This is a genomic window from Halomonas sp. E14 (genome assembly GCF_052568415.1).
In genome coordinates, this window is record NZ_CP199423.1 from 1527086 (window position 1) to 1540532 (window position 13447).

The following is a 13447-nucleotide window of genomic DNA, read 5'->3' on the forward strand; positions in this document are numbered from 1 at the left end:
AGGAAGTATGGACCGCAAGGTGCTGGACAAGATCAAGAAGTGCTTGCGGCTGGCGCAGTCGAGCAATGCCAACGAGGCGGCAGCGGCGATGCGCCAGGCGCAGAAGCTGATGGAGATCCACGGCGTGACTGCCGACGACGTGGCGATCAGTGACGTGGACAGCCACATAGCCACGGCGGGTGCCGGCAAGACCCCGCCCAGCCACGTGGCCATGCTGGCCAATATGGTGGCCGGCGCTTTTGGTGCCGAGCTGGTCTACTGCCCGCTGCACGATGGCGCGCGCTGGCATGGTCGCTTCGAGTTCTACGGTGTGAGCGGTGCCGCCGAGGTGGCCGGCTACGCCTTCGAGGTGCTGGGCCGCCAGCTCAAGCGCGACCGCAACGCCTACATGGCCACTCTGAACAAGCGCATCAAGCGGACCACCAAGGTGCGGCGCGGCGACCTGTACGCCCAGGCGTGGGTGAATGCCGTGGCCCGCCAGGTGGCACCGCACCAGCGCAGCGAGGTCGAGGACAAGACCATCGCCGCCTATCAGGCGAAGCGCTGGGAAAAGCCGCTGGAGACGCAGCAGGCCCGCGACAACACCAAGGGTATGCGCAGCCACGACTTCGACGCCCTGCGCCAGGGGCGCCGCGATGGCGAGAAGGTGAGCTTTCACCAGGGCGTAAACGGTCGGCGCCAGGCGGTTATCGGCGAGGTGTCGTCATGAGCAAGTGGCAGCAGCTCGAGGAGCAACTGCGGGGCGTGTTCGGCACCGCGACCGTGCGGGCCGGCGGCCACGTCGTGACCCTGCAGAAGCGCCTGGACCGCGAAAAGCTGGTGGTCGAGGTGGGCGTGGATGGCTGGATCAAGGGCGCCTGGTCCAGCGTGGACAGCCAGGGCCAGCCCAAGCACCCCGAGGGGCGCTTCTATCGGCCCATGCGTTCGCGCGTCTGGCCGCTCAAGCAATACAAGGAGCTGCGCAAGGTGTTCGGCAAGCGCAAGGCCGACGAGATGACGGCGCTGCGCACCGTGGCGGTCAGCCCCTACTGGAACAGCCCGCGCTCGCTGATCAATCACCTGCGTAAGCATTTCCCCGACTTGGAGCTGGTGACCGATGAGGTGGCGTCGTGATCAGCAAGGGCAAGTTGGCGCAGATCCATATCGCCAAGCAGCAGTTGGGTCTCTCTGATGAGGAGTACCGGGCGATCCTGGCGCGCACGGCGGGCGTGAGCAGCGCCAAGGATTTGACCAATCGCAACGTGGGCGTGGTGCTCAACGAGTTCCGCCGCCTGGGCTGGCTGCCCGCCCCGCCCAAGGGCAAGGGGCGCCTACCCAACACATTCAGCAAGCGCGAGCAGTTCGCCAAGATCGAGGCGCTGCTGGCCGATATGGGCCTGTCCTGGCGCTACGCCGAGGCCATCGCCCGCCAGCAGACCGGCCTCGCCAGGTTGGAGTGGCTGAAGACCGAGGCGCAATTTCGGGGCGTGATCGCGGCGCTGCACGTTGAGCAGGAAAAGCGCGGTTTGCTGGCCTACGTCGACCGCTGCCTTGCCAGTCTGGGCGAGACCCGCGAGCAGTTGGCCGCCGAGCGCGGCCTGCCCAAGCGCTGGGAGCGCGACCTGCTGATCCTGCGCCTGCTGGCCAAGTCGCTGCCCGAGCCAAGGGAGGGTTTCTGATGCCTTGTTATATCGAGCACATGCCCGACGGTGGGGTCGCGTTTCTGTGTGGTGACCTGGGGCCGCACTGCGCCGCCGAAGGCTGCGGCGCTTCCACTGGCTACCTGTGCGACTACCCCGTGGGTGATGGCCGCACCTGCGACCTGCCGCTGTGCGCAAGCCACGCCTACGAGGTCGCGCCCGAGGTGCACTACTGCCCTGGCCATCTGGTGCTGTGGCAAGAGTTCCGCCGCAGCGGCGGAGTCCAGCACGAGCTGGAAAACGTGGTGCCCTACAAGGGGCGATAAACACCGCTTAACCGCTGGAGAACCAATGGATATTCGCTGCCCTTGCTGCCATTCGACATTCGGTCTTGAGCATGTCACCGAGGACGAGGCCCTGCGCGAGATGATGGCGTTGCTGGCCGATCTGCCCCGCGAGGTGTCGCGGCCCCTGGTGTCTTACGTCGGCCTGTTCCGTGGCAAGTCGCGGGCCACGGCCTACGAGCGTCAGTTGCGCCTGGCCCGCGAGGCGCTGGATCTGGCCGGCGACGTGGGCCTGGTGGGTGCCGCGCTGTCGGAAACGGTGGAAGCGATCCGCGCCAAGCGCGAGGCCGGCGAGGACGCCCGCCCACTGAAGAACCACAACTACCTGAAGCGCGTGGTGGAGTCGCTGGGGGAGCGGGGCGTGGGCTCGGTGCAGCCCGCCGCCATCGAGCGCCAGGGGCAACCGGCCCGGCCGTCCAGCAAGACGGCGCTGGCCCTGAGCAAGTTGGGGCGCCGCGCATGACTCAGAAGCCCGTTCCCGATTGGTTCTATCGCTCGGTGTCCGGCGGCCTGGGCATGCTGCTGGTGCTGCACCTGCCGGGGGCGCCCGGCCACGAGACCATCGAGTACACCGAGGGCGTGTGGGTCGAGGTGCTGTGGTCGGCCAACATCGGCTGGGACGAGGCGCTGGACGCGCCGCGCCTGCACCAGGGGTTCCTGCGCCTGGCGCGCCAGGCCGACCGCTGGCCGGCGCCGCGCACGCTGCTGGAGATGCTGCCGCAGCGCCCCGAGCGCAAGCGCCTGCCCAAGCCGCAGATGAGCCGGGCCGAGCGGGAGCGCAACCGCCAGCGCCTGGCCGAGATGATGGCCGAGCTGGGCATCCGTTCCACGCGCCAAGGGGGTGGCGATGCTTGAGATTCGCGAGATCCAGGAGCTGCCGCACTCGCTGGTGCAGGTGGCCGAGGTGATCGGCCTGGCCGGGGTGTTGGCGCTGGTGGAGAATGCCGGCGGCGTGCGCATCTACGTGCCCGAGAGCCTGACCGACGATCACCGCCTGGTGGAGTGGTTGGGCCGCGACGCGGCGGCCCGGCTGTCCGAGTCGTTCGCCATGGAGGAGCTGGTGGTGCCGCGCTGCGCGGAGATGCTGCGCAAGATCCGCGACCGCCAGATCCGCCACGAGCGAGACCACGGCGCCCGTCCGGCCGAGCTGGCGCTGCGCTACCGTCTGACCGAGCGCCAGATCTACACCATCCTGTCGCGCCATGATGCGCCGCCATCCTGCCAGCAGGGCCTGTTTTAGTCGCTGTAGACCGCGCCCGCCGGGCGCGCTAATCTGCCACCCACGCCGCATCCTTTCCGCCCCTTCCTTCTTCCGCTGAAGTCCTTCGCCTGCCTCGCCCGGCCGCCAGTCGTTACCGTCAAGGCTCAAGCCTTCGCTTTGAGACCGAGACCGACTGGAGACGGCCATGCTTTCCCGACTGTTCGACAAGTTCCGCGCCTTCCCCTGGCTGCTGCTGGCCCTGCTGGCTACCGCCGTGGTGGGCCATCTGGCCCCGCACCAACTGGGCGTGCTGGTGTGGTCGCTGTCCAAGCTGGCCCTGGGCGCTTACCTGGGCTACTGGATCGACCGGACCATCTTTCACTACGCCCGCCCCGGTGACCTATTCCATATGGCCAACCGGCTGGCGGCGCAAGACCTCAACAACGGCGCGCGCCACATGCGCCACCAGGCGAGCCTGGCAGCGCTGCGACGTGTCGGTGTGATCGCCGCCGCCATCATCGCCCTGGGTCTGGGGGTCTAGCCATGAACTACCTGGCGGCCTTCTTCCTGTGCGTGGCGTTCACGGTGATGACCGCCCTGGGCGGCGGCAAGGAGGTTTACTGGCTGATCGTCTCCGACGTGAACGTGGCGATCTGGCTGTGGGTGGCCTGGTATCTGGGGCGGAGGAAGCGCCCATGATCAGGAAGATCTGCAACGCGAGTTGCTGGGCTGCTGCCCTGGTCTTGTTTGCCCTCGCTGGGTTGATGTGGTTCCTGCGCAGCCGCCTGGGAGTCGGCGTGCTGCTGCTGGCGATTCTGCTGGTCAGTTGCCAAGCCCGTGCCCAGGGCGTGCCGGCGGTGGCCGAGCGCTACCAGCGCGAGCTGACCCGCGTGGTGCAACAGGAATGGGGGCTGTCCGGCCGGGTGGCCCTGCATGCGGCCCAGATCCACCAGGAGAGTGGCTGGCGCGAGCGGGTGGACAGCCCGGTGGGTGCCCAGGGGCTGGCGCAGTTCATGCCCGCCACGTCGCGCTGGATCGCCGAGATCTACCCGGACCTGGGGCCGGCGGCGCCGTACTCGCCCGGCTGGGCCATGCGTGCGATGACCCGCTACAACCGCTGGCACTGGCAGCGCCTGAGCAGCGCGGCCGACGAGTGCCAGCGCTGGGCCTTCGCGCTGTCGGCCTACAACGGCGGCCTGGGCTGGGTGCAGCGCGACCAGCGCCTGGCCCGTGCCGCCGGTGACGACCCGGCCGTGTGGTTCGGCTCGGTCGAGCGCTACACCAACCGCGCCGGCTGGGCCGAGCGCGAGAATCGCCACTACGTGCGCCGCATCGTCCATGACCTTGCGCCGCGCTACGTCGCCGCCGGCTGGCACGGGGGTGCGCCATGTTCGTGAAGACCATCGCCCGCCTGGTGCCGGGGCGGCTGTGGCTCGCCGCTGCCGTGGTGGCCATTGGTGCCGGGGGCTGGCTGTGGCACCAGGTGGAAACCAGCCGCCTGGCGGCCGACGCCGAGCGCCTGGCCGGCGAGCTGAGCGAGACCCGCGCCGAAGCCGAGCGGCTGCGCGACCAGCGCAACCAATGGGAGGCCAGGGCCGAACAGCAGCGCCGTGATCTGGCGCGCATGCAGCAGGAGCGCGCGCGGTCCGAGCAGGCGGTGCGCGAGCTGCAGGACGCGCTGGCCGACCGCGACGAGCGGTACCGGGAGCTGCAGGGCCGCATCCGCCGCGCCCCGGCCGCCGACGACGGCCCGGTGGCGCCGGTGCTGCGCGACACCCTGGAGTCTCTGCCATGAGGATCTGGGCGCTATGCCTGGCGCTGGGGCTGGCCGGCTGCGCCGGCACGCCCGAGCCCGCACCGCAACCGCCCGCGCCGCTGCCGGCGCCGGTGGTGTGCGCGCTGCCGGCCGGTATGAGCGAGGCCGAGCCGTCGCCGCAGCGGCCCGAGGGCGAGTACACCCAGCGCGACGTGGCGGAGTTCGTCGCCGAGCTGCACCGCTGGGGATCGAGAGGATGGGAGAAGCTGGCGCGGGCGCGCCACTGGAGCCAGGACTGTGTGGACGGAACAGCAGTACGAGACGGCGGCGGCCCTCGCTGAGCGCGAGCGCCTGGACGCCCTGGAGCGGCACCGGGCGCGCATGGCCAGCGAGACACCCTCGCCGGACGGCCTGTGCGAGGAGTGCGGCGACGAGATACCGGCGCGGCGCCTGGAGGCGCTGCCCAATGCCAGAACATGCGTGCCCTGCCAGGAGGTGCGCGACCAGCAACAACAACGGTACGCGAGGAGCTGATGGAGGGGATCAACTGGACGGCGGCGCGCTTCTTTTTCGACGTGGCCCAGGTGGCGTTCATGGTGGGGGTGTCGCTCTACGTGTGGTGGACCAACCGCACGCGAGCCACCCGCGAGGCCATCGTGAGCACCAACGAGCGCATCGACGAGCTGGAGCGGCGCATGGATGGCGTGGATCACGATCTGCGGCATCGGCCCAGCAGCAAAGAGCTGCGCGACCTGTGGCGCAAGCTCGACGAGACCAACCAGGGCCTGGCCAGGGCGACATCGACCAACGAGGCCCTGGCCAAGCAACTGGGCATCATCCACCAACACCTGCTGGAGAAAGGGAAATGAGCTACGAGCGCATCCTGAGTGAGGATCGGCGCCTGCAGATCCTGCGCCTACTGGACCAGTCGTCCGGCTACAGCGCCAGCGCCCACCTGCTGGGCAGCGCCCTGGGCAGCCTGGGCCACTCGGTAAGCCAGGACCGCCTGCTGGCCGACCTGGACTGGCTGGCCGAGCAAGACCTGGTCACCGTCGAGGACGTGGGCAGCGTGGCCGTGGCCACCCTGACCGTGCGCGGCGGCGACGTGGCCGCCGGGCGAGCCCGCGTGCGCGGCGTCAAGCGCCCGCTGCCGGGGGAGTGAGCGCATGGAGGCTATCAGCGTAGGCCGCGCGCAACTGTTCCAGGGCGACGCCCTGGCCGGCCTGGAGCGGCTCAAGGCCGACTCCGTCGACGCCCTGATCACCGATCCGCCGTATTCCAGCGGCGGCATGTATCGCGGCGACCGCGTGCAGGACACCGGCGCCAAGTACCTCAACACCGGGCAGCGCCATCCTGGGCCGTCCTGGCCGGGCGATACCCGCGACCAGCGTTCCTATGGCCTGTGGTGCGAGCGCTGGCTGGGCGCCGCCTATAACGCCCTGAAACGGGGGGGGGTGGTGGCCGTGTTCTGTGATTGGCGCCAACTGCCCACCGTCTCTGACGCCATCCAGGTGGCCGGCTTCGTGTCGCGCGGCATCCTGGTGTGGGACAAGACCGAGGGCACCCGCCCCGTCAAAGGCTGGCACCGCCAGCAGGCCGAGTTCGTCATAACCGCCAGCAAGGGGCCGCGCGGCAAGCCTGGCGCCGATGCCCCGGTGCTGCCGGGCGTGGTGCGCTGCGCCCCGCGTGCCGGCGAGAAGCTGCACCAGGTGGGCAAGCCGGTGGCGGTGATGCGCGAGCTGGTGCGCCTGGCGCCGGCCGACGGCGTGGTGCTCGATCCGTTCATGGGCAGCGCCACCACCGGGGTCGCCGCGCTGGAGTCGGGCCGCGCCTTCGTCGGCGTGGAGATCGACCCGCACTACTTCGGCGTCTCCCTGGAGCGCCTGCGCAAGCTGGAGGCCGCCTGATGGCACGTAAGAGCACCGTGGCCCGCCTGGACCCGCGTATCCGCCAGGCGGTGGATAAGCTGGTCCGCGAGGATCGGGCCACCATCGACCAGATCGTGGACAAGCTCGAGGAGCTGCTGGGCGACGACGCCCCCAGTCGCAGCGCCGTGGGCCGCTACGTCAAGAACACCCGCGAGCAGATGCAGCGCTACCGCGAGGCCCAGGAGCTGGCCAAGGTGTGGGTGGGCAAGCTGGAGGAGGAGCCCAGCGGCGACGTGGGCCGGCTGCTGTCGGAGATGCTGCGCACCGTGGCCTTCCAGCAACTGGCCGGGGCCGGCGACGAGGGCGCCGAGATCAGCACCAAGGAAGTGGCCATGCTGGCCGGCGCCCTGCGCGACCTGAACACCGCCGACAAGGTGGCCATGGACCGCGAGCTGCGCATCCGCCAGGAGGTGGCCAAGCAAGCCGCCGACAAGGCCACCGAGGTGGCCAAGCGCGGCGGCCTGTCCGCCGAGATGGTCAACGACCTGCGCCGCGAGCTGCTGGGGATCGCCAAATGACCGACGTTCCCGCCCGCCTGCCGGCCACCCATGCCGCCGACGCCCCGCCGCCGGTGCTGCTGGACTACCAGCAGGCGTGGATCGCCGACGACAGCCAGCTCAAGGTCAGCGAGAAAAGCCGCCGTACCGGCCTGACCTGGGCCGAGGCCGCCGACGATGTGCTGATCGCCGCCGCCGCCAAGTCCGCCGGCGGCATGAACGTCTATTACATCGGCTACAACCAGGACATGGCCATCGAGTACGTCGAGGCCTGCGGCATGTGGGCGCGGGTGTTCAACCACGCCGCGAGCGCCGTCGAGGAAGGGATCTGGGAAGACGACGGCGACGACAAGAACATCAAGACCTTCACCATCAAGTTTCCCGACAGCGGCCACCGGATCGTGGCGCTGTCGAGCCGCCCGGCCAACCTGCGCGGCAAGCAAGGCGTGGTGGTGATCGACGAGGCGGCGTTCCACGACAAGCTGGGCGAGCTGCTGAAGGCGGCCCTGGCGCTGCTGATCTGGGGCGGCAAGGTGCGCGTGATCAGCACCCACAACGGCGAGCGCAACCCGTTCAACGAGCTGATCAACGACATTCGCGCGGGCAAGCGCCGGGGCAGCGTGCAGCGCATCACCTTCAAGGAGGCCGTGGCTCAGGGGCTTTGTCAGCGCGTGTGCCTGCGCCTGGGCAAGGACTGGACGGCCGAAGGCGAGCGCGAGTGGGTCGAGGGCGTGTACGCCTTCTACGGCGAGGCGGCCAGCGAGGAGCTGGACGTGATCCCATCCCAGGGCAGCGGCGCCTGGCTGTCCCGCGCCCTGATCGAGGCGCGCATGGTGGCCGGCCCGCCGGTGCTGCGCCTGCGCATGGAGGACGAGTTCAAGCACTGGGCGCCGCACCTGCGCGAGGCCGAGATCCGCGACTGGTGCGAGCGCGAGCTGCGCCCGCTGCTTGCCGAGCTGCCGGCGGACCTGCTGGTCTCGGTGGGCGAGGACTTCGGCCGGGTGTCCGACCTGACGGTGATCACGCCGATGGTGGCCGGCGCTAACCTGGTGCGCCGGGTGCCGTTCATCGTCGAGCTGGGAAACATGCCGTTCGAGCAACAGCGCCAGGTGCTGTTCTATATCTGCGACCGCTTCCCGCGCTTCCACGTGGGCGCCCTGGACGCACGAGGCAACGGCGCCTACCTGGCCGAGGTGGCGGCCCAACACTACGGCGCGCGCATCCACGAGATCCAGTTCACCGAGGCGTGGTACCGCGAGCACATGCCGCCGCTGAAGGCCGCCTTCGAGGACGGCGAGCTGGAGATCCCGAAGGACTCGCACCTGCTGGACGACCTGCGGGCGATCAAGCTGGTGGACGGGGTGGCGCGCCTGCCCAAGAGCACCGGACAAACCAACCGCCACGGCGACGGCGCCATCTCGCTGGCGCTGGCCTACTACGCCACGCGCCAGGACGGCGTGGAGATCGAGTTCCGCAGCACCGGCATCAAGCGCAGCGGCTACGAGGGCGGGCGCGTTAGCGCCGACGTGGGCTTCGGCACCGTGGGCGGCGGCATCGACACAGGGGGCTTCTAAATGGCGACCAAGCCGGACATGCAAGAGGTGGCCACCACGCTGGATGGCCGCGACATCACGCGGGGATTCGTCTCCCCGCTGCAGCTTCTACAGCCCGCCGACACGGTGCTGGCAGCGCGCGGCGGTGGCGACTTGCGCCTCTACGAGGAGCTGCTGCGCGACGACCAGGTGCAATCGACCTGGGGGCAGCGGCAACTGGCCGTGGTGTCCGCCGACTGGGAGGTGGAGCCCGGCGGCACCGGCGCCCAGGACAAGGCGGCGGCGGACTTCCTGCGCGAGCAGTTGCAGGGCATTCGCTTCGACCGCGCCACCAAGGGCATGCTTTACGGGATCTTCTACGGCTACGCCGTGGCCGAATGCCTGTGGGCGCGCGACGGCCGCCACGTCACCCTGGACGCCATCAAGGTGCGCAACCGCCGCCGCTTCCGCTTCGACGGTGCCGGCCGGCTGCGCATGCTAACCGCCAGCCACCCCAACGGCGAGCTGCTGCCCGAGCGCAAGTTCTGGCACTTCTCGACCGGCGCCGACCACGACGACGAGCCTTACGGCCAGGGCTTGGGGCATTGGCTGTACTGGCCGGTGTTCTTCAAGCGCAACGGCCTGCGCCTGTGGCTGGTGTTCCTGGACAAGTTCGGCCAGCCCACCGCGAAGGGGACCTTTCCGCAGTCCAGCACCGAGAGCCAGAAGCAGCGCCTGCTGCAGGCCCTGCAGGCGGTGCACAGCGACAGCGGTGTGATCGTGCCCGAGGGCATGCAGATCGAGCTGATCGAAGCCGCGCGCAGCGGTACCGCCGACTACACCGCGCTGTATGACCGCATGGACCGAGCGATCACCAAGGTGGTGCTGGGCCACACCGGCAGCAGCGAGAGCGCGCCGGGCCGGCTGGGTGGCGAGGACATGGCCGGCGATGTGCGCGCCGACATCGTCAAGGCGGATGCCGACGTGGTGTGCGAGAGCTTCAACCAGGGCGTGGCCCGCTGGCTGACCGAGTGGAACTACCCCAACGCCAAGCCGCCGCGCGTGTGGCGCAAGATGGAGCAGCCCGAGGATCTGAACAAGCTGGCCGAGCGAGACGAGCGCGTCAGCCGCCTGGGCTACCGCCCCAGCCTGCGCTACGTGCAGGACCACTACGGCGACGGCTGGGAGGTGGACAACCGCCCGCCCGCGCCATCGCTGGGCTTTGCCGAGCGCGACGACGCCAGTGCCCGACGCCGCGCCGACATGATGGCCGACCGCCTGGAGCGCGACGCCGAGCCGGCCATGGCCGCGCTGATGGAGCCGGTGCGCCGCCTGGTGGCCAGTGCCAGCAGCATGGAGGAGATCCGCGACGGCCTGCTGAATCTCTACGAGGACATGCCCAGCGAGCAGCTGGCCCAGGTGATGCAGAAGGCCATCGCCGCCGCTGAGCTGGCCGGTCGCGCCGACGTGGACGAGGGCGAGTGATGGGCGTCGAATACCGGGATCTGCCGTTCGAGGAGGCCATCGCCTTCTTTCGCAACAAGGTCAACCTGCCCAGCGGGCGCTGGACCGACGTGTGGAAGGATGCCCACGACAGCGCCTTCATGGCGGCGGGCGCCGCCAAGGCCGACCTGCTGAACGACCTGCGCGGCGCCGTGGACGAGGCGATCAGCCAGGGCACCACCCTGGCCCAGTTTCGCGAGCGCTTCGACGAGACCGTGGAGCGCACCGGTTGGGAGTACCGGGGCGGCCGGGGCTGGCGCACGCGCGTGATCTACGAGACCAACCTGCGCAGCGCCTACGCCGCCGGCCGGCACGCCCAGTTGACCGACCCCGACCTGCTGCGGGTGCGTCCCTACTGGCGCTACCTGCACGGCGGCAGCCGCGACCCGCGCCCCGAGCACCTGAAATGGGACGGCCTGGTGCTGCCCGCCGACGACCCCTGGTGGGAGGAGCACTACCCGCCCAACGGCTGGGGCTGTTCGTGCAAGGTGGTGGCGGTCGGCCCCGACGACCTGGCGCGGCTGGGCAAGGAGGCCCCCGACGAGGCCCCGCCGGTGAAGCGCGCGCCGTGGCAGGACACCACCGGCGCCCGTCAGGAGGACGTGCCCGAGGGCGTGGACCCCGGCTGGAACTACGCCCCCGGCCGGGGCGTGGCCGCCCGCACCCGCGAGACGGTGGAGCGCAAGCGCGCCGGCCTGCCCGACGTGCTGGCCACGGCGATGATGGCCGAGATCCGCCGCCGCCTGCGCGAAACCCCCGACGACCTGGACTGAGACCTGGAGCAAGCCCATGGCTGGCATCGAGCTGAAACACGAGATCCGCGACCAGATCACCAGCGACGTGCTGCGCCAGATCGAGCGCAACATGGGCAGCACGCGCCCGGCGCTGTTGGAGATCGGCGAGCACCTGCAGGGCTCGGTGGAGGAGCGCTTTCGCACCGAGACCGACCCCCAGGGCCGCCCCTGGGAGCCGTTGACCGACTTCACCAAAGCCAACAAGCGCGGCAATCAGATCCTGACCGAGAGCGGCGGCGCCGGGCTGCGCGGCTCGATCCACTACCGCGTGGGCAGCGACTCCCTGGAGCAGGGCACCAACAAGATCTATGGCGCCATCCACCAACTGGGCGGTACCATCAAGGCCAAGCGCGGCGGCGCCCTGGCCATCGGCCGCCCCGATGGCGCCTTCGCCGTGGTCAAGCAGGTGACCATCCCGGCCCGCGAATACCTGGGCCTGTCGGCGACGGATCGCGAGGTGATCGACCAGATCCTGCAGCGCCATGCCCTGCCCCCGGATGCGCGTCCGCGCTAACGGCCCTGAAAGCCCCTGTAAGCGTTTTTCTCGCCTGTGGCCACGACGGCACGCGGAAGTTTTTTTAAACACGCCTGCGAGCCGTTAAACAGGTTTTAAACACCTTGCCCGTGTGGGCGACTGCTGGTTATATGGTGCGCACGGCGCGCGCACCCCGAAATGCCTCTTCCTCGCCGCGCCACCCCACCCCCCTTGAGCGTCCGCTGAAGTCCTTCGCCTTACCGGCGCGGGCGTGTCTTTCGATACTGGCCCCCAATGACACGGGAGGCCGCCATGCAGCGCATCGAGATTTTCCGGCCGGGCAAGCATACCGCCATGTCCGGCGAGACCATCGGGTTCACCGAGCAGCAGTTGCGCGAGTCCGCCGCCGCCTACGATCCGGCGCTCCATGAGGCGCCCATCGTGGTGGGGCACCCGCGCCACGACCACCCGGCCTACGGCTGGATCAAGTCCCTGCAGTACGGCGAGAGCCTGGAGGCCGAGCCCGACCAGGTGGAGCCCCAGTTCGCCGAGCTGGTCGAGGCCGGCCGCTTCAAGAAGGTGTCGGCCAGCTTCTACCGCCCCGACTCTCCCGCCAACCCCAAGCCCGGCACCTACTACCTGCGTCACGTGGGTTTCCTGGGCGCCCAGCCGCCCGCGATCAAGGGCTTGAAGCAGATCGAGTTCGCCGACGGCGACACCGACGTGATCGAGCTGGAGTTCGGCGAGGTGCGCAGCGGCGTGGTCAAGCGCCTGTTTCGTGCCCTGCGCGAGCACCTGATCGGCGAGAAGGGCCGCGAGGCCGCCGACAAGATTCTGCCCGACTGGGAGATCGAGCACCTGGAGGCGCCGGAGTCTCCCGCCTACAGCGAGGCCGCCGCGCCCGCCAAACCGCCATCGCAACCCACCCAGGAGGTGACCGACGTGGACAAGCAAGAGCTGGAGCGCAAGGAGCGTGAGATCCAGGAGCGGGAGAACCGCATCAAGCAACAAGAGGCTGAGTTCGCCGAGCGCGAGCGCCAGGCCCAGGCCGAGGCCAGCGCCACGCTGGTGGACGACCTGGTCAAGCAAGGTCGGGTGCTGCCCAAGCACCGCGACGGCCTGGTGGCGTTCATGGCCAGCCAGGACGCCGAGGGCGCGCTGGAGTTCGGCGAGGGTAAGGACAAGGTGTCGACCACCGGCCGCGCCTTCCTGGAGGAGTTCCTGCAGGAGCTGCCCCAGGCGGTGGACTACAGCGAGCGCGGCGCCGGTGGCGGCGAGCCCGAGGCCAGCGACTACCAGGCCCCGGACGGCTACCACGTGAACCCGGACAAGGCCCGCGTTCACGCCCAGGCCCTGGCCTACCAGGAGAAACACGACTGCGACTACGTCACGGCCGTCAGCGCCGTGCAGCGAGGAGGTAACCCGGCATGAGCCAGAAGATTCCCGTACTGACCCTGACCGTGCTGGCTGTCGGCGCGGTCACCGCCCACCGCTTCGTCGGCTTCGACGGGGCGCAGCTCGACAGCACCGGCGCCGAGGCGTTCGGCGTGGCCAACTTCAAGGCCATCGACGGCGACGACCTGTCCGTCGACGTGATCGGCACCACCGTGATCGAGACCGGCGGCGCCGTCGCCGTGGGTGACGACCTGGTGTCCGACGACAGCGCCCGAGCCATCGTCAATCCCGAGGTGGGTGGCGAGGTGGTCGCGGCCAAGGCGCTCGACGCCGCCAGCGGCGCGGGCGAATTCATCGAAGTGCTGCTCGTCCGCTAAGCGGGCGGTAACCGTCAGTTAAGGAG

23 protein-coding genes are annotated in these 13447 nt (G+C 69.7%); all 23 read left to right on the forward strand.

What is annotated here, in order from left to right; translation table 11 throughout:
- Positions 1–7: 7 nt before the first annotated feature.
- The 23 genes from ACT7B3_RS07120 (at position 8) to ACT7B3_RS07230 (ending at position 13421) form a co-directional block, all read left to right on the forward strand.
- On the forward strand, positions 8–709 hold the full coding sequence (locus ACT7B3_RS07120; RefSeq protein ID WP_445157379.1) for a DUF2786 domain-containing protein: 702 nt from the start codon (positions 8–10) through the stop codon (positions 707–709).
- Complete coding sequence (locus tag ACT7B3_RS07125) at positions 706–1113, forward strand: hypothetical protein (RefSeq protein WP_445157380.1); 408 nt, start codon at positions 706–708, stop codon at positions 1111–1113. The genes ACT7B3_RS07120 and ACT7B3_RS07125 overlap by 4 nt, the downstream gene beginning before the upstream one ends.
- A complete protein-coding gene (locus ACT7B3_RS07130) occupies positions 1110–1658 on the forward strand; it encodes a gp16 family protein (RefSeq protein ID WP_445157381.1) in 549 nt (182 codons plus the stop codon). The genes ACT7B3_RS07125 and ACT7B3_RS07130 overlap by 4 nt, the downstream gene beginning before the upstream one ends.
- The gene (locus tag ACT7B3_RS07135; RefSeq protein ID WP_445157382.1) at positions 1658–1945 is read left to right on the forward strand and encodes a hypothetical protein; all 288 of its coding nucleotides are present in this window, start codon (positions 1658–1660) and stop codon (positions 1943–1945) included. Before ACT7B3_RS07130 ends, ACT7B3_RS07135 begins: the two co-directional genes overlap by 1 nt.
- A gap of 25 nt (positions 1946–1970) precedes the next feature.
- The gene (locus ACT7B3_RS07140) at positions 1971–2426 is read left to right on the forward strand and encodes a hypothetical protein (protein WP_445157383.1); all 456 of its coding nucleotides are present in this window, start codon (positions 1971–1973) and stop codon (positions 2424–2426) included.
- On the forward strand, positions 2423–2818 hold the full coding sequence (locus ACT7B3_RS07145; RefSeq protein WP_445157384.1) for a hypothetical protein: 396 nt from the start codon (positions 2423–2425) through the stop codon (positions 2816–2818). Before ACT7B3_RS07140 ends, ACT7B3_RS07145 begins: the two co-directional genes overlap by 4 nt.
- Complete coding sequence (locus ACT7B3_RS07150) at positions 2811–3203, forward strand: Mor transcription activator family protein (RefSeq protein WP_445157385.1); 393 nt, start codon at positions 2811–2813, stop codon at positions 3201–3203. Before ACT7B3_RS07145 ends, ACT7B3_RS07150 begins: the two co-directional genes overlap by 8 nt.
- Before the next feature lie 166 nt (positions 3204–3369).
- Entirely contained in the window at positions 3370–3705 is a 336-nt protein-coding gene (locus ACT7B3_RS07155) for a putative holin (protein ID WP_445157386.1), read from the forward strand.
- Between the two features lie 2 nt (positions 3706–3707).
- Positions 3708–3863, forward strand: coding sequence for a hypothetical protein (locus tag ACT7B3_RS07160; protein WP_445157387.1), 156 nt, complete (start codon positions 3708–3710; stop codon positions 3861–3863).
- The gene (locus ACT7B3_RS07165; protein WP_445157388.1) at positions 3860–4561 is read left to right on the forward strand and encodes a transglycosylase SLT domain-containing protein; all 702 of its coding nucleotides are present in this window, start codon (positions 3860–3862) and stop codon (positions 4559–4561) included. The genes ACT7B3_RS07160 and ACT7B3_RS07165 overlap by 4 nt, the downstream gene beginning before the upstream one ends.
- Positions 4552–4959 (forward strand): hypothetical protein, encoded by a 408-nt coding sequence (locus ACT7B3_RS07170; RefSeq protein ID WP_445157389.1) that lies wholly within the window; start codon positions 4552–4554, stop codon positions 4957–4959. Before ACT7B3_RS07165 ends, ACT7B3_RS07170 begins: the two co-directional genes overlap by 10 nt.
- Positions 4956–5261 (forward strand): hypothetical protein, encoded by a 306-nt coding sequence (locus ACT7B3_RS07175; protein ID WP_445157390.1) that lies wholly within the window; start codon positions 4956–4958, stop codon positions 5259–5261. Before ACT7B3_RS07170 ends, ACT7B3_RS07175 begins: the two co-directional genes overlap by 4 nt.
- The gene (locus tag ACT7B3_RS07180) at positions 5218–5454 is read left to right on the forward strand and encodes a TraR/DksA C4-type zinc finger protein (RefSeq protein WP_445157391.1); all 237 of its coding nucleotides are present in this window, start codon (positions 5218–5220) and stop codon (positions 5452–5454) included. The genes ACT7B3_RS07175 and ACT7B3_RS07180 overlap by 44 nt, the downstream gene beginning before the upstream one ends.
- Positions 5454–5789, forward strand: a complete 336-nt coding sequence (locus ACT7B3_RS07185; protein WP_445157392.1) for a hypothetical protein — start codon at positions 5454–5456, stop codon at positions 5787–5789. The genes ACT7B3_RS07180 and ACT7B3_RS07185 overlap by 1 nt, the downstream gene beginning before the upstream one ends.
- Positions 5786–6082: a VpaChn25_0724 family phage protein gene (locus tag ACT7B3_RS07190; protein WP_445157393.1), complete on the forward strand. Its 297-nt coding sequence runs from the start codon at positions 5786–5788 to the stop codon at positions 6080–6082. The genes ACT7B3_RS07185 and ACT7B3_RS07190 overlap by 4 nt, the downstream gene beginning before the upstream one ends.
- A 4-nt stretch (positions 6083–6086) precedes the next feature.
- A complete protein-coding gene (locus tag ACT7B3_RS07195) occupies positions 6087–6827 on the forward strand; it encodes a DNA-methyltransferase (protein ID WP_445157394.1) in 741 nt (246 codons plus the stop codon).
- On the forward strand, positions 6827–7366 hold the full coding sequence (locus tag ACT7B3_RS07200) for a DUF3486 family protein (protein ID WP_445157395.1): 540 nt from the start codon (positions 6827–6829) through the stop codon (positions 7364–7366). The genes ACT7B3_RS07195 and ACT7B3_RS07200 overlap by 1 nt, the downstream gene beginning before the upstream one ends.
- Positions 7363–8919, forward strand: coding sequence for a hypothetical protein (locus ACT7B3_RS07205; RefSeq protein ID WP_445157396.1), 1557 nt, complete (start codon positions 7363–7365; stop codon positions 8917–8919). Before ACT7B3_RS07200 ends, ACT7B3_RS07205 begins: the two co-directional genes overlap by 4 nt.
- Positions 8920–10362 carry a DUF935 domain-containing protein gene (locus ACT7B3_RS07210; protein ID WP_445157397.1) on the forward strand — a complete coding sequence of 481 codons (1443 nt, stop codon included), beginning with the start codon at positions 8920–8922 and terminating at the stop codon, positions 10360–10362.
- On the forward strand, positions 10362–11153 hold the full coding sequence (locus ACT7B3_RS07215) for a phage head morphogenesis protein (RefSeq protein ID WP_445157398.1): 792 nt from the start codon (positions 10362–10364) through the stop codon (positions 11151–11153). The genes ACT7B3_RS07210 and ACT7B3_RS07215 overlap by 1 nt, the downstream gene beginning before the upstream one ends.
- 16 nt (positions 11154–11169) lie before the next feature.
- Complete coding sequence (locus ACT7B3_RS07220; RefSeq protein WP_445157399.1) at positions 11170–11688, forward strand: phage virion morphogenesis protein; 519 nt, start codon at positions 11170–11172, stop codon at positions 11686–11688.
- A gap of 273 nt (positions 11689–11961) precedes the next feature.
- Positions 11962–13080: a hypothetical protein gene (locus ACT7B3_RS07225; RefSeq protein WP_445157400.1), complete on the forward strand. Its 1119-nt coding sequence runs from the start codon at positions 11962–11964 to the stop codon at positions 13078–13080.
- Positions 13077–13421 carry a DUF2190 family protein gene (locus tag ACT7B3_RS07230; RefSeq protein WP_445157401.1) on the forward strand — a complete coding sequence of 115 codons (345 nt, stop codon included), beginning with the start codon at positions 13077–13079 and terminating at the stop codon, positions 13419–13421. Before ACT7B3_RS07225 ends, ACT7B3_RS07230 begins: the two co-directional genes overlap by 4 nt.
- Positions 13422–13447 lie beyond the last annotated feature (26 nt).

Bases quoted from the DNA above. Each gene is read 5' to 3' on its own strand.
- ACT7B3_RS07190 (WP_445157393.1), top strand. From the start codon at position 5,786: ATGAGCTACGAGCGCATCCTGAGTGAGGATCGGCGCCTGCAGATCCTG.
- ACT7B3_RS07210 (WP_445157397.1), top strand. From the start codon at position 8,920: ATGGCGACCAAGCCGGACATGCAAGAGGTGGCCACCACGCTGGATGGC.
- ACT7B3_RS07205 (WP_445157396.1), top strand. From the start codon at position 7,363: ATGACCGACGTTCCCGCCCGCCTGCCGGCCACCCATGCCGCCGACGCC.
- ACT7B3_RS07195 (WP_445157394.1), top strand. From the start codon at position 6,087: ATGGAGGCTATCAGCGTAGGCCGCGCGCAACTGTTCCAGGGCGACGCC.
- ACT7B3_RS07120 (WP_445157379.1), top strand. From the start codon at position 8: ATGGACCGCAAGGTGCTGGACAAGATCAAGAAGTGCTTGCGGCTGGCG.
- ACT7B3_RS07165 (WP_445157388.1), top strand. From the start codon at position 3,860: ATGATCAGGAAGATCTGCAACGCGAGTTGCTGGGCTGCTGCCCTGGTC.
- ACT7B3_RS07185 (WP_445157392.1), top strand. From the start codon at position 5,454: ATGGAGGGGATCAACTGGACGGCGGCGCGCTTCTTTTTCGACGTGGCC.
- ACT7B3_RS07160 (WP_445157387.1), top strand. From the start codon at position 3,708: ATGAACTACCTGGCGGCCTTCTTCCTGTGCGTGGCGTTCACGGTGATG.
- ACT7B3_RS07150 (WP_445157385.1), top strand. From the start codon at position 2,811: ATGCTTGAGATTCGCGAGATCCAGGAGCTGCCGCACTCGCTGGTGCAG.
- ACT7B3_RS07220 (WP_445157399.1), top strand. From the start codon at position 11,170: ATGGCTGGCATCGAGCTGAAACACGAGATCCGCGACCAGATCACCAGC.
- ACT7B3_RS07215 (WP_445157398.1), top strand. From the start codon at position 10,362: ATGGGCGTCGAATACCGGGATCTGCCGTTCGAGGAGGCCATCGCCTTC.
- ACT7B3_RS07155 (WP_445157386.1), top strand. From the start codon at position 3,370: ATGCTTTCCCGACTGTTCGACAAGTTCCGCGCCTTCCCCTGGCTGCTG.
- ACT7B3_RS07135 (WP_445157382.1), top strand. From the start codon at position 1,658: ATGCCTTGTTATATCGAGCACATGCCCGACGGTGGGGTCGCGTTTCTG.
- ACT7B3_RS07230 (WP_445157401.1), top strand. From the start codon at position 13,077: ATGAGCCAGAAGATTCCCGTACTGACCCTGACCGTGCTGGCTGTCGGC.
- ACT7B3_RS07170 (WP_445157389.1), top strand. From the start codon at position 4,552: ATGTTCGTGAAGACCATCGCCCGCCTGGTGCCGGGGCGGCTGTGGCTC.
- ACT7B3_RS07125 (WP_445157380.1), top strand. From the start codon at position 706: ATGAGCAAGTGGCAGCAGCTCGAGGAGCAACTGCGGGGCGTGTTCGGC.
- ACT7B3_RS07140 (WP_445157383.1), top strand. From the start codon at position 1,971: ATGGATATTCGCTGCCCTTGCTGCCATTCGACATTCGGTCTTGAGCAT.
- ACT7B3_RS07175 (WP_445157390.1), top strand. From the start codon at position 4,956: ATGAGGATCTGGGCGCTATGCCTGGCGCTGGGGCTGGCCGGCTGCGCC.
- ACT7B3_RS07225 (WP_445157400.1), top strand. From the start codon at position 11,962: ATGCAGCGCATCGAGATTTTCCGGCCGGGCAAGCATACCGCCATGTCC.
- ACT7B3_RS07200 (WP_445157395.1), top strand. From the start codon at position 6,827: ATGGCACGTAAGAGCACCGTGGCCCGCCTGGACCCGCGTATCCGCCAG.
- ACT7B3_RS07145 (WP_445157384.1), top strand. From the start codon at position 2,423: ATGACTCAGAAGCCCGTTCCCGATTGGTTCTATCGCTCGGTGTCCGGC.